We start from the raw sequence: 23,486 nt of genomic DNA, 5'->3' as shown, positions 1-23,486 counted from the left end.
CAGGGGTATAGGCGGGCAGAGTACATAACCGGATTTATGCATCCCGTAGAATTGGCAAATAATTGACACAATATGGGGGGATTTAATGGCGCTTTTAACGCGCTCGATTAGGGCTGAACCAGAACAGCCAGGTCAAAAAAAGGTGTCATCGTTTCGTCCCGACATTCAAGGCCTTCGTGCACTGGCAGTTGTAGCTGTGATCGCCGACCACCTCTTCGGGTACCCACTAGGCGGTTTCGTCGGCGTAGATGTGTTCTTTGTAATCTCGGGCTTCATTATCACAGGGCTTTTGCTCCGAGAACATGACAAGAGTGGCCGTATTTCCTTTGCGGATTTCTATCGCCGTCGTGTTCGTCGAATCATGCCAGTAGCCTTGGTCGTTCTGACGGTCACTACCGTCGCCTCGTGGTACCTATTCGCGGGAGGGCGGGCACGATCGATTCTTTGGGATGGGATAGCGTCATCGCTTTTCGCGGCCAACTGGCGATTCGCAGCCACCGGCACCGACTATATGCAAGCTGACGGCCCAGTATCACCGCTTCAGCACTACTGGTCGCTGTCCGTTGAGGAACAGTTCTATCTTATTTGGCCGTTGATACTCGTTGCAGTTCTAGGCTTCTTGGCCGGCCGTTTTTCATGGTCCGCGACCATGGCTCGGCGAGTCCTTGGTGTTGTTCTTATTGCAGTTGCCGCGGCATCCCTGGCCTTCGCATTTGGAGAAACCTCCAACGCGCCCACGGTGGCCTACTTCTCAACATTCTCACGAGCCTGGGAGCTCGGCATCGGCGCCTTCGTCGCGGTGCTCGCTCCACAGCTGGCGAGGATCCCGGCTGTCATTCGGCCAGCAATACAGTGGGCGGGCCTTCTTGGTATTATCGCTTCATTATTTGTCATTACTCCAGCCACGGCATTCCCCGCCCCTGGAGCGCTACTGCCCGTCGTCGCTACGGCCATGGTTATCGCCGGCGGTATAGGCAGCCAGCGCTACATGTTGCCACTAACTAATCCCGTGTCGCTATATATTGGTGACATTTCATACTCTCTGTACCTCTGGCACTTCCCCGTGATCGTATTTGGCGCTGTCATAGCACCCTCCATGGGCCCCCTTGGCTATCTCGTGGCACTTGGCGTTATCCTGATGCTCTCAGTTGCTTCGTACCACTTTGTTGAAGATCCGCTGCGACATTCCCAGTGGCTAGAGCCGCGTGGTCGCAATCAGCGTGCGAAAGTGCCCTTCCAGTTGACGGTAAAGACTCAGGTTCTTGGCTTGGCCCTGCTTGCCGTCGCTGCGATTGGCGTGTCAGGAGTTGCTCTTATTAAGGCAGCCCCCACTGACCACGTATACTTTGGCGCCGGTGTAGCTCAGGTGACGTCAAGGGCTGAGGTGCCCGACGCGCCAGCTACCCCGGAAGGTGCAATTCAGGCCAAGGTCTCGGCTGCTTTACAGGCAAGTGTTTGGCCAGCCCTCAAGCCCAGTGTTGACGATCTTGGTTCAGAGGGATTCGAGAAGGACGACTCCGAAGGGTGCGCCCCGGCAACACCGCGAGGAAAGGACTGCTCCCTTGCTTTGCTTGATCCTGAGAAACTAGCAGTCGTTGTCGGTGATTCCATGGGGGCTGCATGGTTGCCAACAATTAGGGCGGCATTGGAGCCCCAAGGCTGGACGGTTAAGTCGATGACGTACGTGGGATGTCCGTTCTTGGATGCAGCCACGGTTGCTGCGGACGATAGCATCACACGTGCATGTCCAGGGCACAAAGCGATCGTTTCCTCGGCCATCAAGGAAGCGAAGCCGGCACTCGTCATTGTCAGCAATCTATACAACCTAAAGTTAGCCTCAGGAGCCACAGGCGATGCCGCTGTTTCTGAATGGAATCGGGCCGCTACGACGGCGCGGACGGGCTGGATTGAGGGAGCAGGCAAGGTGGTGACACTTGCGCCACCACCCACTGGCAAGGACCCTAACGCGTGTTTCACACGTATTTCGACACCTAATGATTGCAGTTCTCGGATCACGTCAACCTGGAAATCCTATGCCGAAGCGGACCAGCGCGTGTCGAAAATTGTCGGTGACCACTACATCGACAATCGGTCATGGTTCTGTTCCGTGGATCAGTTATGCCCCCTATTCATAGATGGAACTATCGTTCGGCGCGACGCCACGCATCTGACTGAGGAATACGCAACCAAACTCGCGCCATTGCTGCAGGCCGAGCTCACTTCGATTCTTAAGTAACTGTCTGAATTAATCGCTGGCCCCTCATCCTGTTCAAGATGAGGGGCCATGCCTTGTGCTGTTATGCCATCACACCAGGATCATCCGAGGTCGCCAAGGTATTTTGGTTCGAACCACAGGTGGTCGAACCGGATTACGGCACCGCCAACGGTGGCTTGCAGTCCCACGTCAACGTTGACTGTCTTGGTGCTTTGTCCTGCTGTGAAGTCGAGCGTGAACTTCTTCCACCCCGCGCCAATGTCCTTGCCGAGTGCGGGTGTCATCTTCACGTCAAGTCCGGCGATGACAGCTTGCCCGTAGTCCAGTGACTGGATGCGAACAAATGCCTTGTCGGCAATGAGGTTTCCTGCATTGCTGACGGACACCGCCTTGCATTGTCCGCTGAAGGTGTCCTGCCTGCCGGGTAAGAATTGCACCTGCTGGCGAATGTAGGCGTAGCCGGCGTTGTCTGTCGTGGAGAGTTCCAATGCTTTGGTTCCCTGATACTCGGGCGCTGGCGTGTCGGTGACGACGCTGCATTTCCCGTTGGCGGCTGTGATGGCATGCCGGCCGGTGGGGTCGACACCGTCTAGCCCGTTTTCAAACCCTGGATTGAGTAGTGAACGAGAGGCCGGGAACGCTTCTTGCGTCGTAATCAAAGGCACGCCAAGCGCCACCGCTAGGTCCAGCATTTCCAGAACGTTCGCTCGCGTTGGATTCACAGCAGTGTCCAGGTTGTGGAAAAGGATTGGGACAACTACGGCGGACGTTGCGGCCTTGCGCACGAGTGTAAGAATCTGCGCCTGGTTAGTCGCGCTCCATGCGAGGCGGTTGATAAGCAGAGGCGGCGTGTCGCTGTAGCGCGGGTAGACCACAGAGTTAGTTGTCATGGCCATGTCGAGCCAGCGGTCGTACCCGAGATAGAGCTGCTGGTCACAGGCGAGGTTGCGGCCGCTGGAGCCAGTTCCAAACGGGTAGGCCCACGTCGTAACCGTGCCAGCGCCGATCAGGTTTTCAAGGTATGTCTTGGGGTAGTCGTATTCCACGGTGCGCTCGGCGGCAGTGATCAGTGACATGTTCGCGTGCGTCTTGGAGTGCGCGGCAATTTCATGGCCCGCATTGTGGAAGTCGATAAGATCCTGGTCAACGATCTTGATCGTTGAGACGTCATTCATAAGGCCCGGAGTGATGTAGAATGTGCCGTTCTGACCGCGTGCGTTCATCCAGTTTGTGCCTGTGCGCATAGCGGCGTAGGCGTCATCCATGGGCAAGACAATCGCGCCACGCCCTGTATCGGTGAGCCGCTGCACTGGCTTTACGCCCTTCCCAATCGTGGCAGCAAGTGCCCCCGACCGCTAGCTCGCAGCTATGAGTCTTAGGCAGGAGGAAGCGCTACAGATGTTGAGTCAAATGCAGCGTATGTTAACGAGAGCGTTGGCCTTGAGCGAGCCTGTAGCTGCAGCGAAGGGACACGCGGTAGATCGCGAGTGCCGGGGATGCCCGACTGTTAGACGAGAGGTATGCCGAGCCCAATAGGGACTACCGGTTAAGTGGATGAAAAAGTGTTGTCATCAAGGCATGAAGTTGGGTACTTGGTTGGTGAGCCGCGCATGCAGCTCCATGGACACATCACGAAGCCCCCGGTAGCCCGAATCGACTCCCGACTGCTGGGTGCCACGTATGCGCCAAAGGAAGGCCAAACCGTGGTGGTCCACAAGGTTCTCCCGCTGACCGTCCTGTGTCAACGTACAGAATGGAAAGGCACAGGCAAAGGACCCAGCCTTAAAACAAATAGGGTCATTCGCATCTGACAATCTCAGCTGCGAATGACCCTATTTAGAATATCGATGGTGCGGAGCTAGTTATTCTCCTGCGGAGTCCGAGCGGCCCATGATGGTCACGGGGACAAAGATGGCCAGCGCGCACAGGCCAATGCCAACGCCAGCCGGCACAAAGGCGTGCGCAAAGCTCTCAAGGCTCCAGTAGGAGAAGGCAAAGATGCCGCCAAGGAACAAGGCAAAGAAAATGACGAACAGAACGACGGACTGCACCAGGCTATTTTCGCCGCGGTAAGCGTTGTTGGACACGGTTCCTCCTGACCCCGAGACCGGGGAGCTGAGTGGGTGCACCGGGGTGCCGGCGCTGATGATCTACCCACGATCTTAGTACGAATTAGTAAGAGCTGGTGCCCACAGCGCCGGTGACGATGGCAATACCTGAGCTGGTACCAATGCGGGTGGCACCAGCTTCAATCATTTCCAGGGCCTTTTCACGTGTTCGAACGCCACCTGAGGCCTTCACGCCCATCTCTGAACCCACGGTTTTGCGCATCAGGGCAACATCTTGGGTGGTTGCGCCGCCGCCATTGAAGCCGGTGGAGGTCTTCACAAAATCTGCGCCGGCTTCGAGTGCTGCCTGGCAGGCCAGAACCTTCTCGTCATCGCTGAGCATAGCCGTCTCGATGATGACCTTCAGCAGTGAATCGCCCTCATGGACCACCTCGGCCACGGCGGAAATATCCGAGACCAGAGCCGCCTTGTCCAGTGCGCGGGCGGAGGCGATATTAATCACCATGTCCACCTCATCTGCACCGTCCATGGTGGCGCCGCGGGCCTCAAAAACCTTCACATCGGTGTTGTGGGTGCCGAGCGGGAAACCCACCACGGTGCACGTCAGCACACCCGTGCCCAGCAAGGCCTTCTTGGCTGTTTCTACCCACACGGGGTTGATGCAAACGGCTTTGAAGTGGTATTCAGCGGCTTCTTTACACAGCCGCAGAACGTCTGCCTGGCTGGCGTCAGGAGCCAAGAGTGTGTGGTCAATGTAGCGAGCAAGTTCGTCGCCGGATTCGGCGGGGAAAGGGCTGTTGGATGTCATGCTGGCAATCCTCCCATGGGCAATTGTGTTTGACTATCCTGCCACAGCGGCGCGCGGTAATCAGGCGCGCCGCTGTGGCAGATGCTGTGGTAGCTGGTGTTAGAGGTCCGCAAGTCCCAGCGCACCTTTGATCTCTTGGACCACGGTGGCCAGTGCACGTTGCGCTTCTTCCCTGGCCGGCTGGAGTTTGTGGTGCCCGGAGACGGGAACCACCACTTCCAAATAGCATTTGAGCTTGGGCTCGGTGCCGCTGGGGCGGACGATGACGCGGGTGTCATTCTCCGTCAGATAAGCCAGACCGTCCGTGGCGGGAAGATCTGCCGAGCCCTGGGCCAGATCGGTAAGCTCTATCACGGCAGAGCCATCGAGCACCGTTGGCGGTTGCTCCCGCAAGGTGGCCATCATGTTCTTGATGCCGGCGGGATCTTCTACCCTGATGCTGATCTGGGTACTCGCGTGGAGCCCGTGAGCTAACGCAAGAATGTCCAGAACATCAAAAAGTGTCCGTCCAACAGCCTTGAGCCCGGCTGCCATTTCAGCAATCAGCAGCCCAGCGGAAATGCCGTCCTTATCTCTGACCAGCTCCGGGGCCACGCAGTACCCCAGTGCCTCCTCGTAGCCGAAGCCCAGCCCCGGAACGCGGGAAATCCACTTGAAGCCCGTCAGGGTCCGCACATGCTCATACCCGGCAGTAGCGGCAATCTTGGCCAACAGCCTCGAAGAAACTATCGAGTTTGCGTAGACGGGAGCCCCCGCACCGCTCTGAGTTGCCTGCAGACGGCCACCTCTTGACACCAGGTGGCTGCCGAGCAAGGCGCCTACCTGATCGCCATGGAATTGGTGCCATTCTCCGGTGGCCGGATCAAGGGCGCCCACGGCCACCCTGTCCGCGTCCGGGTCATTGGCTATCACAAGGTCTGCGCCCACTTCCTTCGCCAAGGCGAAGGCCATGTCCATGGCCCCTTCCTCCTCTGGGTTGGGGAAGGAAACTGTGGGGAAGTCCGGATTAGGGGCTGCTTGTTCGGGGACGGTGTGAAGGTCCGTGAACCCTGCCGAGGCGAAGACAGCGCGTGCCATCTCATCACCCACACCGTGCATGGAGGTGTGCACAATGCGCAATTGACGTGCCGGGAACGTGGCGGGATCAGCCAACCCAGCAACAGCCGCTCGGTAGCCGTCAACAAAGTCCTCACCAAGCACGTTCCAGCCACCCTCAGCCATGGCAATCCCGGAGGTGTCGCCAAAAGAGGCGGTGTCTGAGACGTGGCTGATCTGCGTGGCAATCAAGGCATCATGAGGTGCCACGATTTGGACGCCGCGGGCCTCTGGAACCACCGCACGCCCACCCAGATACACCTTGTAGCCATTGTCCTGGGCCGGGTTGTGGCTGGCCGTGACCATGATCCCGGCATCACACTCCAGCGCCCGGACGGCATAGGCCAGAACGGGGGTTGGCAGGGGTGTTGGCAGAATAAAGGTCTCAATGCCTGCTGCGGTAAAGATCGCTGCGGTTTCCTGGGCAAAATCACGCGAGTTGTAGCGGGCGTCAAAGCCCACCACCGCCCGCGGCCGGTAGGGGCTAGTGACGGCGGCGGTTTGGCTGGCTTCGGGGGGATTGGTCGCGGGGGAGGCGACAGCGCTGTCCATCTCCTGCGTGGGATGCCCAGCCTCTAAGGACTGCTTCATTTCGGTGTGCTGCCCGGTTTCTAAGGGCTGCTCTGCCAGGGCCAGCAGGTGGGCGGCAACTCCTGCGGCTGCGCGGCGCACCACCATCCGGTTCATCCGGTTGGGGCCCGGACCCATGGTGGCGCGCAGCCCGGCCGTGCCGAACTGGAGGTTGCCATCGAAGCTGTCCGCCAGCTCGGCCGCCCCGTTGGGATCATTGATTAAGGACTGCAGTTGCGCGGCTGTTCCGGCGTCGGGATCATGCGCTGCCCATTGCTGGGCAGCTGCCTGCAGGGCGGCTAGCTCATTGGCTGCCGAGGACTCTGTGGGGCTTTCCTGTGCGTGTCTCACACCCCAAATGTAACCGCACCCACAGCTTTTGCCCTAGAGCTTGGCAATGATGGCGGCCAAAAGTGCCGAAATACGCGGCCCGGCAGCGGCCCCGGCTTCCAAAACTTCCTCATGTGAGAGCGGCTGGGAGCTAATGCCAGCGGCAAGATTAGTCACCAAGGAGATGCCAAACACCTCCATGCCGGCGGCTCGGGCGGCAATAGCTTCCAACGCGGTGGACATGCCCACCAGATCGGCGCCAATCCGCTTGGCGTACTGCACTTCTGCCGGGGTCTCGTAGTGCGGGCCCGTGAACTGGGCGTAGACGCCTTCGGACAAGGACGGGTCCACCTCCCGTGCCAGGGCACGCAGCCGGGCGGAGTACAGGTCCGTGAGGTCAACGAACGTGGCACCCTCCAGCGGGGAGGACGCCGTCAAGTTGATGTGATCGCTGATGAGCACCGGAGTACCGGGGGTCCAGTCCGGGTTCAGACCGCCGCAACCATTGGTCAGCACCACGGTTTTGGCGCCGGTGGCAGCCGCCGTGCGGATGCCATGCACCACGGCACGCACACCCTTGCCCTCATAAAAGTGCGTGCGGGCGCCCAGGATGAGCACGTTCTTGCCATCAGGGGTGCGGATGGAGCTCAGGGTGGCCACATGCCCGGGAACTGAGGGGGCGTGGAAGCCGGGGACCTCTGCGGCATCAACGGTTGCGGTGACCTCACCAATGAGATTCGCCGCACCGCCCCACCCGGAACCGAGCACCACAGCCACATCATGCTGGGGGACACCCGTTGCGCGGGCAATGTAGTGGGCCGCCTCGGCAGCTAAAAGTGCGGGGGAGCCGGAAGTCTGTGAAGGATTCATGCATCAAACATAGCCGCAGAGGCGCGCCAACGTCCTGCACAACACCTCAGCCGCATAACACTGTCAGAAGTTCTAGCGGCGGAAGGGACACGTTCCGCACTGTGTGTTGCACCACTTAATCGGGGCAAAGTTGGTGCCTACGCACCGATAGGCGAGAATTGAGAACTGTGACCAGCAATCAGGATGTCTTCAAGCCCTTTGCCCTTCCCCGCCTCGCTATTCTTGGCGGTGGCCCCGGCGGATATGAAGCCGCCATGGTGGCAGCGTCCATGGGCTCCGAGGTGACCATTGTGGAACGCGCCGGAATGGGAGGCTCCGCGGTCCTCACCGATGTGGTTCCCTCCAAGACGCTGATTGCCGCGGCTGAAGCCATGAACCGCAGCATTGACTCCACCGAGCTCGGTGTCAGTTTTAATGCCACCGACGGCAACCCCAAAGCCGCTATGAAGGCCGATCTCAAGCAAATTAATGAGCGCGTGATGCGCCTGGCCCGTGAGCAGTCAACTGATATTCGCCGCGGACTCGAAGCAGTGGGTGTCAAAATCATCATTGGCACCGGCCGGTTGCTGGATAACCGCACCATTGAAGTTGACCGCGGCGAGACCAAGGAAATCATCAAAGCGGACGCCATCCTCGTGGCCGTTGGCGCCCACCCCCGCGAGCTGGCCACGGCGCAGCCTGACGGGGAACGGATCTTGAACTGGACTCAGATCTATAACCTTGAGGAACTCCCCGAAGAGCTCATTGTGGTGGGTTCCGGTGTGACCGGAGCCGAATTCGCTTCCGGCTTCAATGGCCTGGGCTCTAAAGTCACCTTGATTTCCAGCCGTGACCAGGTCCTCCCCGGTGAGGACTCCGACGCCGCCGCCGTTCTGGAAGACGTCTTTGCCCGCCGCGGGCTGCGCGTGCTGTCCCAGTCACGTGCCGAGGCCGTGGAGCGCACTGCCGACGGCGTCATTGTCACCTTGGGAGACGGCTCGCAGATCACCGGCACGCACTGCCTGGTATGCGTAGGCTCCATCCCCAACACCACCGATATTGGTTTGGAAGCTGCCGGCGTGGAAGTCACCCCCACTGGCCACATCAAGGTTGACGGCGTCTCCCGCACCAGCGCCCCCAACGTCTACGCCGCAGGGGACTGCACGGGTGTATTCGCGTTGGCCTCCGTCTCCGCCATGCAGGGACGTATTGCGGTGGCTCATTTGGGCGGCGACGGTGTGCGGCCCTTGAAGCTGAACCAGGTCTCCTCTAACATTTTCACCTCCCCGGAAATTGCTTCCGTGGGTGTCTCAGAGGCGGATCTGGCCTCCGGTAAATATCAAGGTGATGTCATCAAGCTCTCCCTGCAGACCAACGCGCGGGCCAAGATGCGTAACGTCAACGAGGGCTTCATTAAGATCATTGCTCGCAAGGGCTCCGGAACCGTCATTGGCGGCGTAGTAGTGGGGGCGGGAGCCTGTGAACTGATCTTCCCCATTGCCTTGGCCGTGACGCAGAAGCTCCACGTGGATGATCTGGCCAACACCTTTACCGTGTACCCCTCACTTTCAGGCTCTATTGCCGAGGCCGCCCGCCGCCTGCACGTGCACATGTAACGATGTTGCCTGGTTGTGCAGCGCGCTAACACACCTTTGGGAGTGCGGCGCAAATCCGCGGCAGCATTTCTTGGACAGCAGCCTTCAGGCCGGTCATTTTAGTGCCCAGTCCTGCTCCGGGTTCCAGCGCCCTGTAGGCATCGTCCGTGAACGCAGACCATTGGGGTATCTTTGCTTGGCGGCTTTCGCGGGCGGCGCTTTTCCATGAGGTGGCACACGTTCCGGCACTGTTGCTCAGATCCCAGCCGTCCTTGAGCTGCTCAAGGGGATCGTAGTCAACGGTTGTGAGGGACTTGTGTACTTGAGCGCCAGTGTCATAGAGCGCATGAGTGCAGTCCCAGAAGGCTTGGTGCGTGGGGGAACCTTCCGCCATGATTTCATCCAAGGCATCCATACCGTAATCATTGAACGTCTTGAGAATAAAACTGCTTCCCGTCCAGGCCACGCTCAGGTCCGGGTGAATAGCCCAAGAGAGGCTCTGGTCTGCGCCGTTGACGGTGACAATTTCTCCCGGAACCATGTAGGTGGTGCTGTAATAGGATGGAAAAGTACTGTGAAAGAGGGCAACTTCGGGGCTGCGTTCATCTGCCGTGATCAGGGGCGCACGAAAAGAGTCACTGAAAGCCCACACCATCTCGCTATAATTCTGCAGTGAGATTGTCCCGGAAGTTTCGTTACTGCACACCGCTATGTAGTTCAGGTATTTAACTTCGCCAGGATCGCTGGTCTCAACCGTTTCCCGGTGCGGGAAGTCAACCGTACATCCCGGATCATGCGGTGCCAGTGTCGGTGATGGGCTTTGGTTAGAGGAACAAGCGGCGAGTGGCAGAAGCAGCGTCAGCGCCACCGTGACCGCCGCGCTGCGCAGGTGCCGTCTCCTTGCTTTGCTCACACGTCTATTCGAGCTACAAAGCTCAGAGCCCGAGGATTCTAAACTGCCCCAAGAAGCCATCGCTGCCACCTCAATCCTGCACAGAGCGGTGTCCCTGTGTAGCGAGTGTAAGGGAATCCCCAAGCCGTGGCACCAGTAGTGGTACCTGCATTTTTGCGGGCAAGTACTTGCTTCCAGCTGCGGTTGCTGAGCTCGCCGCGGCAGTGCCACTGGGCTCTCCAGGAACGTTTGAGAGCGCCAAGTAGTTCCCAAAATGACGAAACTTGCTCACGGATGGGTTAATGTGGCCTCATGACAAATTCACCCGCTGGCCGGAGTAGAGCGGCTGCTCCGGCCCGTCGAGAGACCTTCTCCTCGCGAAAACTGTTCATCCTCTCAGCGATCGGCTCCGCCGTTGGCCTGGGCAATATTTGGCGTTTCCCCTACATCGCTTACGAAAACGGTGGGGGCGCCTTCTTGATCCCTTACCTGGTGGCGCTGTTGTGTGCGGGCATCCCGCTGCTCTTTTTGGACTACTCCATTGGCCACCGCTTCCGCGGCTCAGCCCCGTTGTCCTACCGGCGCCTGCACCGCGCTGCTGAACCCATTGGCTGGTGGCAGGTACTGATCTGCTTTGTCATCGCCATCTACTACGCCGCGATCATCGCGTGGGCTGCCATGTATACGTGGTTCTCCGTGACAAAGGCCTGGGGAGATGATGCAGAGGGGTTCTTCTTTGGCGATTTCCTGCAGACGGCGGATACGGCCGGAGTCTCCTTTGACTTCGTCTCCAAGGTATTCTTCCCCATGCTCGCAGTATGGATTGTGGTCATTGTGATCATGGTGGCTGGCGTGAACAAGGGCATTTCACGGGCCAACGCAGTGTTCCTGCCGCTGCTGGTGGTCATGTTTGTGGTCCTGGTGGTGCAATCGCTGTTCCTGGACGGTGCCATGGTGGGCTTGAATGCCTTCTTCACCCCCGACTGGACAGCCCTGCAAAACCCCAGTGTCTGGGCAGCGGCCTTCGGCCACATCTTCTTCTCCCTCTCCGTGGCCTTTGGCATCATGGTCACGTATTCCTCCTACCTCAAGCGCAAGACCGATCTGACTGGCTCCGGCCTGGTAGTGGCCTTCGCTAACTCCGGCTTTGAACTTCTGGCCGGGATCGGCGTCTTTGCGGCCCTTGGATTCATGTCCGTGGCCTCCGGGGTGGCCGTGGATGAAGTAGCCTCCGGCGGTATTGGGCTGGCGTTCGTAGCATTCCCCACCATTGTTTCCGAAGCTCCCTTCGGCGCAGTTCTAGGCGTGCTGTTCTTTGGTTCGCTGGTGTTTGCCGGATTGACCTCACTGGTCTCCATCCTTGAAGTCATTGTGGCGGCGTTCCAAGACAAATTGGGCTGGAGCCGCAAGGGCGCCACCCTGGTAGTCACCATTCCCATTGCCGTGATCTCGCTGATCCTGTTCCCCACCACCACGGGCATCCAACTCCTGGACACCTCGGACGCGTTTGTGAACCAGTTCGGCATTCTTGCATGCGCCTTGGTAGCGATCATTGTGATCTCCGCCGGGCTGGGCAGCCTCCCACGCCTGCAAAAACACCTCAATGTGACCTCCACCCTGAAGGTAGGTACCGTATGGCGCATTCTGGTGGGCGGCGTGGTGCCGGTGGTCCTGGGCTACCTGCTCATCAATGAGCTCCAGTCCAAGAGTTCCGAACAGTACTCCGACTACCCTGCCTGGTTCAACGGAGTCTTTGGCTGGGGCATGGCTGGTGCCCTGATTGTGGGCGCACTGCTGCTCTCCCTGATTCCCTGGAGCGAGAAGTCCAAGCTCAAGGATCCCGAATACGAAGCATTCAATGCCGCCGCACACGCGGAAGGCGATGTTGACAACAACCTTAAAGAGGTGAATTCATGACCCCTGTAGCCATCACCATGATGATTATTGCCGTGCTGACCATTGGCGGCGGGTTTAGCCTGGCCCTATGGAACCTTGCCCGTCACCCGGAAGAGGACGAGCAGCTTCCCGAGGATCTGCCCCAGGAGCTCTAGCCTTCCTGCAGCTGAAGCGCTGCCCTGAAGTACTGCAGCTGAAGTGCTGCACCTGAAGTACGACGCCGTAAGGTTCCCTCCGCGTGGAAGGGCACCTTACGGCGTCGTACTTTTTTGTGCCCAAAGCCGGGCAGCTAATTGACAGAAGTGTCCACATACTGGCAGAAGTTGTCCATCAGTTGGACATAGGATTAGGATTGAGCGCTTGAAAGAATTGAAATCGCCGCGCCGGGTATGCAAACTCGGCACAGTCCGGAAAGAAAGCACCTCATGAGCCCATCCCACAACGCGCAGACCGTGGAGACACCTCCTGTCAACAGCCGCGGCCGGGTTATTATTGCCAGCCTCATTGGTACCACCATTGAGTTCTACGACTTCTATGTCTATGCCACTGCGGCCGTACTGGTTTTCCCCGCCTTGTTCTTCCCCACCGCAGACCCCGCCACGGCGCTGTTGAGCTCCTTCGCCATCTTCGGTGTGGCGTTCGTTGCCCGCCCGCTGGGCTCCATTGTCTTTGGCCACTTCGGTGACAAGGTAGGCCGCAAGGGAACCCTGGTGGCGTCACTGCTCACCATGGGTGTGGCCACGTTCCTGATTGGTTGCCTGCCAACAGCGCTGGTACCCGGATGGACTTTTTGGGCACCGGCACTGTTGGTGGTGATGCGCTTCCTGCAGGGCCTGGCCCTGGGCGGCGAGTGGAGTGGCGCGGCACTGCTGGCCACGGAGAACGCGCCCCCCGGGAAACGCGCCATTTGGGGCACGTTCCCGCAGCTGGGCGCACCCATCGGCTTTATCCTGGCCAACGGAATCTTCCTGTGGTTGAGCTTTGGCCTGAGCACCGAACAGTTCCAGGCCTGGGGCTGGCGCGTACCGTTCCTGCTCAGTGCCGTCATGGTGATTGTGGGCCTGTACGTCCGCCTCAAGCTGGTTGAGACACCGGCATTCCAGAAGGTCATTGACCAGGGCGAGGTCTCCAAGCTGCCCGTGGGCCGTGTCTTCAAAACCAGCTGGCGTCCCCTGATCCTGGGTACCTTTGTCATGCTGGCCACGTATGTGTTGTTCTACTTGATGACCACCTTCACGCTCTCCTACGGCACGGCTCCGGCAACTATTGAAGCTGCCAAGGCCAAGGCGGAAGCTGCTGGCAAGCCCATGACGGCCGATGCCATTGCCTCCTGGGTGCCCGGCCTGGGCTACACCCGCAATGAATTCCTGATCATGCTCATCATCGGTGTGGTGTTCTTCGGCATCTTCACGCTGGTATCCGGCCCGCTGGCCGAGAAGTACGGCCGCCGCAAGACCTTGCTGTGGGTCACCGCGGCAATTGCCCTGTTCGGGCTGACCTTTGTGCCGCTCCTGGGTGCCGGCACCGCCGGGGTCATGGCGCTGCTGATTCTGGGCTTCACCTTGATGGGGCTGACGTTTGGCCCCATGGGTGCCCTACTACCCGAGCTCTTCCCCACGAACGTGCGCTACACCGGATCCGCCATCAGCTACAACATGGCAAGCATCCTCGGTGCCGCCGTGGCCCCGTTCATTGCCGTTGCCCTGTGGCAGGCTGCCGATGGAAGCCCCGTCCTAGTGGGTATCTACCTCACCTCAATGGCGGTGCTGACTCTCATTGCCTTGTTTATCATGAAGGAAACCCGCGATCTGGAGTACACCTCCAACGTCAGCTAGCCTCGGCTAGCTTGAACGCTTCTCTAACGAGGCGTGCCGGGTATACGTGCCGGGTACGCGTGCCGGGTATAAGTAAGGGCCCGCCGGGACCGACCATTTCTGGTTGGTCCCGGCGGGCCCTTACTTATGAGGATTTAGTGTTGCTGCTTGCAGAAGTCTGCCAATTGACCGGCGGTTTGATTTCCGCAGGACTGCAGCGTGGCCAGTTTTGTCATGGCTAAAGCATGGCTGTGGGATTCCAAGAGAAGGATGAGGTCTGTGGTGAGTTCACCGAGCCGGGCTGCCCCCACCATGACGGAGGAACTTCTCAGGCTCAACGCCGCATCAAGGGCGGCCTCGTTATTGCCGGTTGCCACAGCGGCATGAATGCGAGCAAAGCGCCCAGGCCACATTTGCAGATAGCGGCTGACAAAGTCGTGGCACAAACGTCTTTCTCCACCTAAGGAATCTTGCAAATCCACCAGTGTCTCCACGCATACTAGCGGCAACTGGGTTACAACCATGTATTTCCCATGCCTCCAGACTCATTAATGGTGCGGCCTTATGCCAACGCTTTAGAAACAACGATAGCGGTGGCACAGACGAAAACTGACGTTTTTTCACTCCTGAGTAACTACTTGCGCGAAGCTTAAGTAAACACCGTGAATGAGGACTTTAACGCTAACCTTTCGGATAGGAAGTTCGCGCTTCCCGCTACATTTCTTGAGCTTTTCTTGAGCATTGAGCGGATCTTTGGTTCTTGAGACTAACTTGTTCAAACCTTCCAGATTTCCAGTGCCCTTCCTTAAGTTGGAGACGGCAGAGTAGTTCTCATCGGCAGGAACGCTTGCCAAGAAGAAAACGAACAAGGGGTCTGGCAATGAACAAGATGACAAAAGGCGTAATCGCAACCGGTGTTGGAATTGTCCTGATGGTAGGCGGCGGCGGCACGTTGGCTACCTGGAACCAAGCGCAGAGCGCCTCCATGGGCAAGGTAGTTTCCGGTGATTTGAACCTGGTTCCTGCCACCGCCGGTGTGTGGACCAACGCTTCCAACACCGTTGTTGACATTGTCAAATACAATGTGGTCCCCGGTGACACACTGACCTACACGCAGCCCCTGACTGTGAGCCTTGATGGTGACCTGATGGTTGCCCGGCTGGCAGTAACCGGCGCCTCTGCAGCAGATGGCTTTGGTGCTAATGCCACCGTCTCAGCAACCACCTTGACCAAGGCCGACAAGACGGTAGTTTCCGCCACTACAGACTTGGTCCCCGCTGATAGCGGAGTTGTGACGGCCTCCACCACCTTCACCTTCAACAAGTCCACCACCGGACGCACGGCCACTAAAACCTCAGTAGACCTCAGCGGCATTGGCTACTCCTTGGTCCAGCAAGCCCCCGTAGCTAGCAACGCCAAGTAACCAAAGCTCCCAGACCCCGGTGGTGTGCCAGCATGTAGCCGGCACACCACCAACCCCTGCCGATGGAAGCAGCCATGAAGAGCATCAACGCATTGAAAGTAACCGGCCTTGTGCTGATTGCAGTCATGCTGGCAATGTTCACCGTCCAGGGGAGCTATGCGCTGTGGAACAAGGCGGTTAGCTCCAACGCCGGTACAGTGCAGGCCGCCGATTTCAGGATCAGCTTGACTGATACCAACACCAGTAAAGTCACGGACATGACGTTGCCCAACGGCACCTCAGCCACACTCTCATTGAGCAGTACCGCCATGGGCGTCATCATCCCGGGGCAAAGTAGTTATGCGGGGGTAGAAGTGAAAAATATTACTAACGCCGGCGGAGATTTTACCGTCCGTGCCAGTACCGCCACTCCCACCATAGGCAACACCGCGGGATCATCCCTGGCACCGTATCTGAGTGTCAAAACCGCTACTGCGAGTTCACTGTCCCTGTGCAGCCAAGTAACACTTTATGACGGGGTCAAAGACTCCGAAACACCAATAGTTGACATCATCAAAAATGGTTCCGGAGTGTTCTGTTTCCAAGTGAGCCTTGCCGCCACCATGCCTGCTTCCCTGAGTGGGCAAAGCGCCCAGGTCACTATCCCGATCCTCGTTAACCAACTCTAAAAGGGACTCGCCATGTCTGTCATCAGCCACTCTGCCATTGATCTTGCGCCCCGTAATGACGCGGCTGCGGCAGAACAAGGCCGTCCCCGCGTGCTACCCCTGGTGGGACAGGCACTGAGCTACGTGCTGCTGCTGACCGTGGCCATGGCTGCCCTGGCAATGATTGTCATTCCCCTGGCCACTGGATCGCAGACCTACTCAGTGCTGACCAGCTCCATGGCACCTAAATATGCTCCCGGAACGTTTTTGGTAGTCAAGCCCACGCCGTTTGAGGCGTTGCGGGTAGGTGATGTCATCACCTACCAGATTGAATCAGGCATGCCTGGGGTCATCTCACACCGCATCATCTCCATTGGAGCTAGCCAGTCCGGTGAACGCGAGGTTCGAACCCAAGGCGATAATAATTCTCTTCCGGACCCCAACCCAGTCCTGGGAGTTCAGGTCAAGGGCAAGCTGTTCTACGCCATTCCGGTGGTGGGTTTCATCGCCAACAGTGTGGGCCAAGAACGCGAGAGCATTATCCCCATCCTCGCTGCAGCATTCATTGGTTTCGGGGCGCTGAGCATGGTTCGCGGGGCTCTCGAAAAGAAGCGGTCCGGGCGTAACTCCAGGCACAGCCAGTGACGGGAGCCAAGACGCGCGTCTTCACCGGCTTGCTGGTGCGGCGCGGGATTCGGACAGCCGCCGTGGTGGTGATGGTTGCCTTGTCCGTAGCTGCACCAGCTCAGGCCGCTCCAGCACTGACTGCACCTGCTCAGGTTGCTAATAGGCCTGAGCCACTGCTGGAGCTTAGCGGTGACGGCATCCATTACAGGACGGAAAAGTCCCTCACAGTGCTTGAACCGCACAGAGGCTATGTCCCTGGCGAATCACGAACCGGTGTTATTTGGGTTCGCAATACCAGCAGCCAGGCCAACAATTTTGCTCTCGCGGTAGCTAATACGGGCTCGGGAAAAGATTCTGCCATAGCCAGCTATTTGCAACTCGAGGCACGTTCGCCCCGTTGGATCTCCAGCGCAGCTGTTCCGGCCAGATCCGGAGCCTGCACCACCATAATTGAAGGCTGGAAAATTGCCAGTGGTGAATCCCTGCGTATTGAGCTCAGCCTGGCGTTGAACATCAACGCGCCGAATTCCACCCGTCACCAAGAGAGCCTCCTTGATGCCATTTTCCTTTTGCATGAGCCGGGCGGGGGACAAGCTGTATCTGCCTGCGCAACGCAAGAGGAAGCCCTCGGCGCCGGGGCTTCCATAGGCAGGGTCCCGGTCAGCGGACGCCCCGGGGACAGCGCTAGCGCAGCCGCGGGTACCACTCAACTTTTCATTCAGGAGGAAGCGGACCTGGGGCCCCTGTGGGAGCTAGCGCAATGGGGACAAAGTAATGTTGTCACTACCAGCCGCAGCCCTTGGCCGTGGCTGGCAATCCTTAGTGCAGGTACGTACGTGGTGATTTCACTGAGAAGGCAAAGAAGGAAAAGAAGAACTCAATGAACCCCCATCAGCTAGATGTTCCTGGCCAAGCCAGTGGTCCGGATGAGAAGAACCGGCGCGTGTCTAAGCTGCCCGGAATGAGGGCTGCCGGCGTTGCCTTTGTCCTGACTCTGGGTCTGGGAGCGGGCGGCATTGCGGTAGCAAACTGGAACCAAAGCGCCACGGCCACCATTGACATCACCGCCGGTGCGGCGCCCGCTCCGTCTCCCACGCCGTCGGCCGTTCCTTCAGTCTCTCCCACGCCCTCGGCTTTGCCCTCCGCACCCAGCCAGCCGCCAGCGGTAGATGCCGGCACCGGGACCATTGTGGTCAACCCTGCCATCAGGACATTGCCGGCAATGGTTGATGCCGGCACCATGAGTTGTGAGAGCTCCGGAAGTTCGGGACGTGTGGATGTTAGCTGGGAAGGGAAACGAGCCAGCAATATCAGCTATATGGTGACGCTGAAGTCCCAGACTTCTCAGACAGTTTTCCTACAGACCCAAACTGTCACGGCCAAAAACGCTATTTTTACACTGGGAAACACCAACTCCTCCTACGGCAACTACTTGCTGCGTATCCAGCCGGTCAATACCGCAACGGGGGCTGTGGGGGATCCGAGCTATAGAACCATGCGCTACTTCGGGAAAAACAATTTTGGTTGCGACTACGGTGCCGCCAACATTCAGCCGCCTTTGGGCGCTTTGGTTCTCAGATCGGAGCCCCCAGCCTCCCGGCCCAATGACAATGTTCTGAAACTCAGCTGGACACCCAGTGAAGCTACCAGCTATGTGGTGACTCTTGTGCTCTCCGGCTCTACTCCCAAGTACGGTACGGAATTTACTACCTCGAACCTTGGAGCAACACTGATTTTCCCTCCGCGGTCCTATAACCAGGCCGGAACTAGTGTCTCCAACGCCGCCTTCTTTGGTCAGTACTCCCTGCGAATCCTGCCCATGAATGGCAGCCAAGCTGGAGACCCTGTCTATAAGACGGTGCAGTACGGGCAATACAATTTCAGCGTTTGGTGAGTGCTAAACGCTCACGAAGTGTGCGCCCAGCACGCACGCAGGGATGACAATCTTCATGGTGGTCCCTTTTCCTAGGTGACTCAGAACGGACAAGGTGCCGCCATGCGTTTCAATGATGGTCTTAGAGATCGTCAAACCCAGGCCTATCCCGGGGATGCCACGTTCCACAGCGGTGCCTGCGCGGTAGAACTTTTGGAACAGGCTCGCTTGCTCCGATTCGCTCATACCCAAGCCCTGATCACTGACCTCGCAGTGCAAGTCAGTGCCATACGTCCACACCTTCACCGTAAGGGTGCCACCATGGGGTGAATACTTGATGGCGTTCGAGACCAGATTATCTAGCACCTGACTGATCCGTACGCCGTCGAGAAATGCCACCAGCGGTTCCTGGCATTGCTGCTCCAAGAGCACATTATTGGCCGCGGCGGATGGTGCAGCAGAGGCAAGGCAATCTGAGAGCAGCTGGGCCACGTTGGCCGGTGCGCGCTCCACAGTGATCGCTGAGTTGGTGAGCAAATCTGCCACCAGTCCGCTAAGACGGTCAGCATTTCTTTCGGCAATGCCCAAGAAGCGGGCTACATCCTGTGGGTCCATGTCCGGTTCTTCAAGAACTAAGGAAATGTATGACTGGATGGCCGTCAGCGGAGTGCGGAATTCATGGGAAACATTGGCCACGAAGTCATTCTTGGCGTTCATCGCCTTGACCATGTCAGTGACATCGTGGAAAGCAATAACGGAACCTTCGCTGGCTCCATCGCCGTGGCGGATCATGCGCGCCGTGGTGGACAATGCCCGGGCCTCTTCACCAGTGCCGATCCAGATCTGGAAGTTGGTGAACGTTTCTCCATTGATGGCACGGCGCACAGGGCGTGATTCTGGCGCCAGCGGCTCTCGGTCCGGGCTAAAGAGCAGAAGCTCACTCTCATTAGGATCGGCATTGTCCACAGGGCTGCCCAAGGAGTGGATGTGCCGTTGCGCTGCGTTCATCAGCTGATCATTGCCGTCAGCATCCACCACCAGTACGCCCACGCCCACCGTGTCCACCACAGTCTCCATAAGACGCTCGCGGTGCTGGCTCTCCGCCAGTGCTTCCCGGAGTTGCTTGTCCCTGATCAGAAGGGTGTTGCGCTGGTGCTCCATGTTGGAGGTTATGACAACCACAGTGATGGCGAAGAGCAAAATTATGAGGGGGAAAAGCAGCGGTTTAGCCAAGGCCACAGCAGTGACATTTCCGGAGATGAAGACCGAAACCCAGACAATTGACAAGCTTGCTACAGTACTGGAAACTACGGCGGTTTTAGGGGCAATTCCAGAAGCGCATAGCCAAAAAACTGGAAAGAGTCCTAGTAGACCGGCCGACGAAAGCAGTGTCTGGCTGCCTTCACGGAAGAATGCCACCACGATGAAATCGAGGTAGGGAATTACCACAATGGAGGACGGATGCAGTTTATCCCACGGGACTACGAAACAAGCTACCGCCAGGAGAGCGTTGATAGTCAAGCCGATCAGCAGACGTGGGTTGCCCCAGAGGCCCGGGTATAGAGCGGCAATCAAAATGCCGGCCAAGGCTACCGTGAGAAAGAACGGGAGCTGGGCAAAGATCACCCGCCCACGCAGGGTTCGCCGGTAGAAGAGATTGCCAAGGAGCTGATTCGGGTGGGTGTCAGGCACAATTACTTCCGCTAAATTTTTTTATCACTTCCCGTGTAGAGGTGAGAGTTGCTCCGGACCAATGTGGCGGCGCTCTCATGCAATTGCTGTCCGGAACGGGAAGAACCAAAGTGTCACAGCTTAAGATGATGTCATACTTGATGTATAAACGGGTCTGTGGGCTCGCAGGACGCCATCTGTGGCGTCATGTTCTAGTTCTCAAAGTGATGTGGTAGGGGAAAAATGGACAGTCCACGTGTGGCTGTAATTGTAGAAGATGACCAGGACATTCGGGAACTGATCAGCGTCATTCTGGGTCAGTCAGGTTTTGAGGTTCATGCAGCCAGCAACGGAGCTGATGGCGTGCGGCTGGTTCGGGATAAGAAGCCTGCAATTGTGACGCTGGATCTGGGCTTACCAGACATTGACGGGTTTGAAGTAGCCCGGCGAATCCGCCTCTTCAGCGATGCTTACATCATCATGCTCACGGGGCGTGCCGATGAAATGGACACGTTGATGGGCTTGGAAACCGGCGCCGATGATTACCTGACAAAACCGTTTAGGCCCCGTGAACTACGGGCCAGAATTAGTGCCATGATGCGACGCCCGCGCTCCGCAGGCGAGGCGCCGGTGGCCGCTGCCGCCGTAGAGAATGTCCCGGTGCTGGCTCAAATGAAAATGCCGCAATCACAGCCTGCACCTGTCAACGCAGCGCAGCCTGTGAGCGCTGTGCTACCGGTGAACGCGATGGAAACCGCCCCAGTATCCACGGCCGCTCTCTCTGTGAACGGACTGGTGCTCAATAGTAGGGACCGTACGGCGGAAGTGGACGGGACGGAACTTGAGCTGACACGCACCGAGTTTGATCTGCTCCGCGCCATTGTGGACAGTGGGCGGGCGGTACGCACTAAATCGGATCTGGTCCGCTGGCTCCGCGGTGAAGAATACGATGCGGGAACTTACATCAGCGATGCTGACGAGCGCACCATTGAGGTTCATGTAGCAAATTTGCGCCGAAAATTAGGTGACAACCCCAGGGAACCCCGGTGGATCAAGACGGTTCGAGGCGTGGGCTACCGGCTAGTTCACTAGCGCAAGCTCACAGACAAAAAGGCCTCGACGGGGCTGACCAGTGCTGGTCAAGCCCGCCGAGGCCTTTTGCGCGTTTGAGCTGTTGGCTGTGTGTGGGTGGGGACTAGTCCTCGATGGTGGCCAGCACGGCACCGGCCGAGACTGTGTCTCCTGCTGCTGCGCTGAGGCCCGTGACGGTTCCGGCGCGGTGAGCTGTGAGGGGCTGCTCCATCTTCATGGCCTCCAGAACCACGATCAGATCGCCCTCGGCCACCACATCGCCGTCGGCCACGGCCACCTTCACAATGGTTCCCTGCATGGGGGAGGTCAGAGCGTTGCCGTTGGCAGCCGCCGGGCCGGAGGTGCGGTTGCGTCCGGCCTTCTTTGCCTTCTTCCCGCCGTTACTTGTTCCATTGGCCACCTGGAACGAGGCAGGCAGCGTCACCTCAAGGCGTTTGCCACCCACCTCAACGGTGACGCTTTGGCGCGTGCCGGAGCCGTCCGCGGAACCGGCGGCACCTACTAAGTCAAAGGCCGGGATGGTGTTGTTGAACTCGGTCTCGATCCAACGGGTGTGCGTGGTGAACGCGGAGCCGTCGGTGGGGGCGAACGCCGGGTCCACTACCACGGCGCGGTGGAAGGGCAGCACCGTGGGCAGGCCGCCGATCTGCATTTCCGCCAGCGCGCGGCTGGAGCGTTGCAGGGCTTGTTCTCGGGTGGCGCCGGTGACGATGAGCTTGGCGAGCATCGAATCGAAGTTCCCACCAATGACCTCTCCGGCGGTGATCCCGGAATCGACGCGGACGCCGGGGCCGGTAGGCAATTCCATGGTGGTGACGGTGCCCGGTGCGGGCATGAAGCCCCGGCCCGGGTCCTCGCCGTTGATGCGGAATTCGATGGAGTGGCCACGGATTTCGGGGTCCCCGTAGCCGAGTAGCTCACCGCAAGCCAGGCGGAACTGTTCACGGACCAGGTCAATGCCGGTGACCTCTTCGGAGACAGTGTGCTCCACCTGCAGGCGCGTGTTGACCTCCAGGAAGGAGATGGTGCCGTCGGTGGCAACCAGGAACTCGCAGGTGCCGGCGCCTAGGTACTTGGCTTCCTTCAAGATGGCCTTGGAGGATTCGTAGAGGCGCTTGTTCTGCTCCTCGGTGAGGAACGGTGCCGGGGCTTCTTCAACAAGCTTCTGGTTGCGGCGCTGCAGTGAGCAATCGCGTGTTGAAATTACCACCACATTGCCTGCAGCATCTGCCAGACATTGGGTTTCCACGTGGCGCGGGGAGTCCATGAAGCGTTCTACAAAGCACTCGCCACGTCCAAAGGCTGCCACAGCCTCGCGGACGGCTGATTCGTACAGTTCGGGTATTTCCTCACGGGTGCGGACCACTTTGATACCTCGGCCGCCACCGCCAAAGGCTGCTTTGATGGCCAGGGGAAGGCCAAATTCGTCGGCGAAGTCCAGAACTTCCTGGGTGGATTGCACCGGGTTCTTGGTGCCAGGAACCAGCGGGGCGCCCACTTTTTCGGCGATGTGGCGGGCCTGGACCTTATCTCCCAGGGCAGCGATGGCCTCGGGGGAGGGGCCAATCCAAGTCATGCCTGCGTCAATGACCAGCTGGGCGAACTCGGCATTTTCGGCCAGGAAGCCGTAACCGGGGTGCACGGAGTCGGCTCCCGAGCGGCGTGCGGCGTCGATGATCTTCTCCATCACCAGGTAGGAGTCCGCTGCGGTGGTGCCGCCCAGGGCAAACGCCTCGTCAGCCATCCGCACGTGCAGTGCTTCCCTGTCCGGTTCGGCGTAGACGGCAACGGAAGCGATGCCTTCATCGCGGGCCGCCCGGATGATGCGGACGGCAATTTCGCCGCGATTGGCGATCAGTACTTTGCTCAGCTTTTTTGCCGGGGCAGATGGTGAAATGCTCACTGACGGACTCCTTCTATTCTCAAGAGAGCCTAGCGTGCATATGTGGATTTTCCTCACACATCATGCCCTTTATGCGTGTGGGCGCGACTTCTTTTGTGGGATTCCTACAATTATTGC

20 protein-coding genes are annotated in these 23,486 nt (G+C 58.7%); 11 read left to right on the top strand and 9 right to left on the bottom strand.

The annotated features are described in order from the left end of the window. Positions 1–85 precede the first annotated feature (85 nt). Complete coding sequence (locus CVS29_RS01510) at positions 86–2,236, top strand: acyltransferase family protein (RefSeq protein WP_110104560.1); 2,151 nt, start codon at positions 86–88, stop codon at positions 2,234–2,236. An 80-nt stretch (positions 2,237–2,316) separates the two neighbouring features. Here CVS29_RS01510 and CVS29_RS01505 read toward each other — a convergent pair whose 3' ends face one another. The 5 genes from CVS29_RS01505 to CVS29_RS01485 form a co-directional block, all read right to left on the bottom strand. Beyond that, complete coding sequence (locus CVS29_RS01505; protein WP_110104559.1) at positions 2,317–3,525, bottom strand: polysaccharide deacetylase family protein; 1,209 nt, start codon at positions 3,523–3,525, stop codon at positions 2,317–2,319. A gap of 552 nt (positions 3,526–4,077) precedes the next feature. After that, positions 4,078–4,302: a hypothetical protein gene (locus CVS29_RS01500; RefSeq protein ID WP_110104558.1), complete on the bottom strand. Its 225-nt coding sequence runs from the start codon at positions 4,300–4,302 to the stop codon at positions 4,078–4,080. An 85-nt stretch (positions 4,303–4,387) separates the two neighbouring features. Further along, positions 4,388–5,092, bottom strand: coding sequence for a deoxyribose-phosphate aldolase (gene deoC / locus CVS29_RS01495; RefSeq protein ID WP_110104557.1), 705 nt, complete (start codon positions 5,090–5,092; stop codon positions 4,388–4,390). A gap of 99 nt (positions 5,093–5,191) precedes the next feature. Next, the gene (locus tag CVS29_RS01490) at positions 5,192–7,108 is read right to left on the bottom strand and encodes a phospho-sugar mutase (RefSeq protein ID WP_373366673.1); all 1,917 of its coding nucleotides are present in this window, start codon (positions 7,106–7,108) and stop codon (positions 5,192–5,194) included. 33 nt (positions 7,109–7,141) lie between these two features. Then, entirely contained in the window at positions 7,142–7,957 is an 816-nt protein-coding gene (locus CVS29_RS01485; RefSeq protein ID WP_110104556.1) for a purine-nucleoside phosphorylase, read from the bottom strand. Between the two features lie 158 nt (positions 7,958–8,115). Here CVS29_RS01485 and CVS29_RS01480 point away from each other — a divergent pair, with 158 nt between their 5' ends. Then, positions 8,116–9,552: an NAD(P)H-quinone dehydrogenase gene (locus CVS29_RS01480; RefSeq protein ID WP_218867989.1), complete on the top strand. Its 1,437-nt coding sequence runs from the start codon at positions 8,116–8,118 to the stop codon at positions 9,550–9,552. 25 nt (positions 9,553–9,577) lie between these two features. Here CVS29_RS01480 and CVS29_RS01475 read toward each other — a convergent pair whose 3' ends face one another. Beyond that, complete coding sequence (locus CVS29_RS01475) at positions 9,578–10,444, bottom strand: hypothetical protein (RefSeq protein ID WP_146212959.1); 867 nt, start codon at positions 10,442–10,444, stop codon at positions 9,578–9,580. Between the two features lie 291 nt (positions 10,445–10,735). Between CVS29_RS01475 and CVS29_RS01470 the strand changes: the two genes are divergently transcribed. The 3 genes from CVS29_RS01470 to CVS29_RS01460 all read left to right on the top strand — a co-directional run bounded on the left by CVS29_RS01470 (position 10,736) and on the right by CVS29_RS01460 (position 14,154). Beyond that, entirely contained in the window at positions 10,736–12,340 is a 1,605-nt protein-coding gene (locus tag CVS29_RS01470; protein ID WP_110104553.1) for a sodium-dependent transporter, read from the top strand. Then, entirely contained in the window at positions 12,337–12,474 is a 138-nt protein-coding gene (locus CVS29_RS01465) for a MetS family NSS transporter small subunit (protein ID WP_110104552.1), read from the top strand. The genes CVS29_RS01470 and CVS29_RS01465 overlap by 4 nt, the downstream gene beginning before the upstream one ends. Positions 12,475–12,744: 270 nt before the next feature. Beyond that, positions 12,745–14,154 (top strand): MFS transporter, encoded by a 1,410-nt coding sequence (locus CVS29_RS01460; protein WP_110104551.1) that lies wholly within the window; start codon positions 12,745–12,747, stop codon positions 14,152–14,154. A 134-nt stretch (positions 14,155–14,288) separates the two neighbouring features. Here the strand turns inward: CVS29_RS01460 and CVS29_RS01455 are convergent, their stop codons facing one another. Then, positions 14,289–14,657 (bottom strand): Hpt domain-containing protein, encoded by a 369-nt coding sequence (locus CVS29_RS01455; protein WP_110104550.1) that lies wholly within the window; start codon positions 14,655–14,657, stop codon positions 14,289–14,291. 356 nt (positions 14,658–15,013) lie between these two features. Here CVS29_RS01455 and CVS29_RS01450 point away from each other — a divergent pair, with 356 nt between their 5' ends. The 5 genes from CVS29_RS01450 to CVS29_RS01430 all read left to right on the top strand — a co-directional run bounded on the left by CVS29_RS01450 (position 15,014) and on the right by CVS29_RS01430 (position 18,724). Further along, entirely contained in the window at positions 15,014–15,556 is a 543-nt protein-coding gene (locus CVS29_RS01450; RefSeq protein ID WP_110104549.1) for an alternate-type signal peptide domain-containing protein, read from the top strand. A gap of 74 nt (positions 15,557–15,630) precedes the next feature. Then, the gene (locus CVS29_RS01445; protein ID WP_110104548.1) at positions 15,631–16,224 is read left to right on the top strand and encodes a hypothetical protein; all 594 of its coding nucleotides are present in this window, start codon (positions 15,631–15,633) and stop codon (positions 16,222–16,224) included. Positions 16,225–16,236: 12 nt separating this feature from the next. Next, on the top strand, positions 16,237–16,848 hold the full coding sequence (locus CVS29_RS01440) for a signal peptidase I (RefSeq protein ID WP_110104547.1): 612 nt from the start codon (positions 16,237–16,239) through the stop codon (positions 16,846–16,848). Next, positions 16,845–17,714 carry a hypothetical protein gene (locus tag CVS29_RS01435; RefSeq protein WP_110104546.1) on the top strand — a complete coding sequence of 290 codons (870 nt, stop codon included), beginning with the start codon at positions 16,845–16,847 and terminating at the stop codon, positions 17,712–17,714. The genes CVS29_RS01440 and CVS29_RS01435 overlap by 4 nt, the downstream gene beginning before the upstream one ends. Beyond that, on the top strand, positions 17,711–18,724 hold the full coding sequence (locus tag CVS29_RS01430; protein WP_110104545.1) for a hypothetical protein: 1,014 nt from the start codon (positions 17,711–17,713) through the stop codon (positions 18,722–18,724). Before CVS29_RS01435 ends, CVS29_RS01430 begins: the two co-directional genes overlap by 4 nt. A gap of 3 nt (positions 18,725–18,727) precedes the next feature. On the opposite strand, the gene CVS29_RS01425 is transcribed toward CVS29_RS01430, so the two are convergent. After that, positions 18,728–20,395 (bottom strand): sensor histidine kinase, encoded by a 1,668-nt coding sequence (locus CVS29_RS01425; RefSeq protein WP_110104544.1) that lies wholly within the window; start codon positions 20,393–20,395, stop codon positions 18,728–18,730. Between the two features lie 222 nt (positions 20,396–20,617). Between CVS29_RS01425 and CVS29_RS01420 the strand changes: the two genes are divergently transcribed. Then, the gene (locus tag CVS29_RS01420) at positions 20,618–21,466 is read left to right on the top strand and encodes a response regulator transcription factor (RefSeq protein ID WP_110104543.1); all 849 of its coding nucleotides are present in this window, start codon (positions 20,618–20,620) and stop codon (positions 21,464–21,466) included. Positions 21,467–21,569: 103 nt separating this feature from the next. Here CVS29_RS01420 and CVS29_RS01415 read toward each other — a convergent pair whose 3' ends face one another. Further along, the gene (locus tag CVS29_RS01415) at positions 21,570–23,369 is read right to left on the bottom strand and encodes an acetyl/propionyl/methylcrotonyl-CoA carboxylase subunit alpha (RefSeq protein ID WP_110104542.1); all 1,800 of its coding nucleotides are present in this window, start codon (positions 23,367–23,369) and stop codon (positions 21,570–21,572) included. Positions 23,370–23,486: the final 117 nt, after the last annotated feature.

This window comes from Arthrobacter psychrochitiniphilus, from assembly GCF_003185915.1.
In the GTDB taxonomy this organism is placed as follows: Bacteria; Actinomycetota; Actinomycetes; order Actinomycetales; family Micrococcaceae; genus Specibacter; species Specibacter psychrochitiniphilus.
This window is presented reverse-complemented; position numbering and strand designations above follow the sequence as displayed.

Bases quoted from the DNA above. Each gene is read 5' to 3' on its own strand.
- CVS29_RS01510 (WP_110104560.1), top strand. From the start codon at position 86: ATGGCGCTTTTAACGCGCTCGATTAGGGCTGAACCAGAACAGCCAGGT.
- deoC (WP_110104557.1), bottom strand. From the start codon at position 5,092: ATGACATCCAACAGCCCTTTCCCCGCCGAATCCGGCGACGAACTTGCT.
- CVS29_RS01485 (WP_110104556.1), bottom strand. From the start codon at position 7,957: ATGAATCCTTCACAGACTTCCGGCTCCCCCGCACTTTTAGCTGCCGAG.
- CVS29_RS01470 (WP_110104553.1), top strand. From the start codon at position 10,736: ATGACAAATTCACCCGCTGGCCGGAGTAGAGCGGCTGCTCCGGCCCGT.
- CVS29_RS01465 (WP_110104552.1), top strand. From the start codon at position 12,337: ATGACCCCTGTAGCCATCACCATGATGATTATTGCCGTGCTGACCATT.
- CVS29_RS01460 (WP_110104551.1), top strand. From the start codon at position 12,745: ATGAGCCCATCCCACAACGCGCAGACCGTGGAGACACCTCCTGTCAAC.
- CVS29_RS01455 (WP_110104550.1), bottom strand. From the start codon at position 14,657: ATGGTTGTAACCCAGTTGCCGCTAGTATGCGTGGAGACACTGGTGGAT.
- CVS29_RS01450 (WP_110104549.1), top strand. From the start codon at position 15,014: ATGAACAAGATGACAAAAGGCGTAATCGCAACCGGTGTTGGAATTGTC.
- CVS29_RS01445 (WP_110104548.1), top strand. From the start codon at position 15,631: ATGAAGAGCATCAACGCATTGAAAGTAACCGGCCTTGTGCTGATTGCA.
- CVS29_RS01440 (WP_110104547.1), top strand. From the start codon at position 16,237: ATGTCTGTCATCAGCCACTCTGCCATTGATCTTGCGCCCCGTAATGAC.
- CVS29_RS01430 (WP_110104545.1), top strand. From the start codon at position 17,711: ATGAACCCCCATCAGCTAGATGTTCCTGGCCAAGCCAGTGGTCCGGAT.
- CVS29_RS01420 (WP_110104543.1), top strand. From the start codon at position 20,618: ATGGACAGTCCACGTGTGGCTGTAATTGTAGAAGATGACCAGGACATT.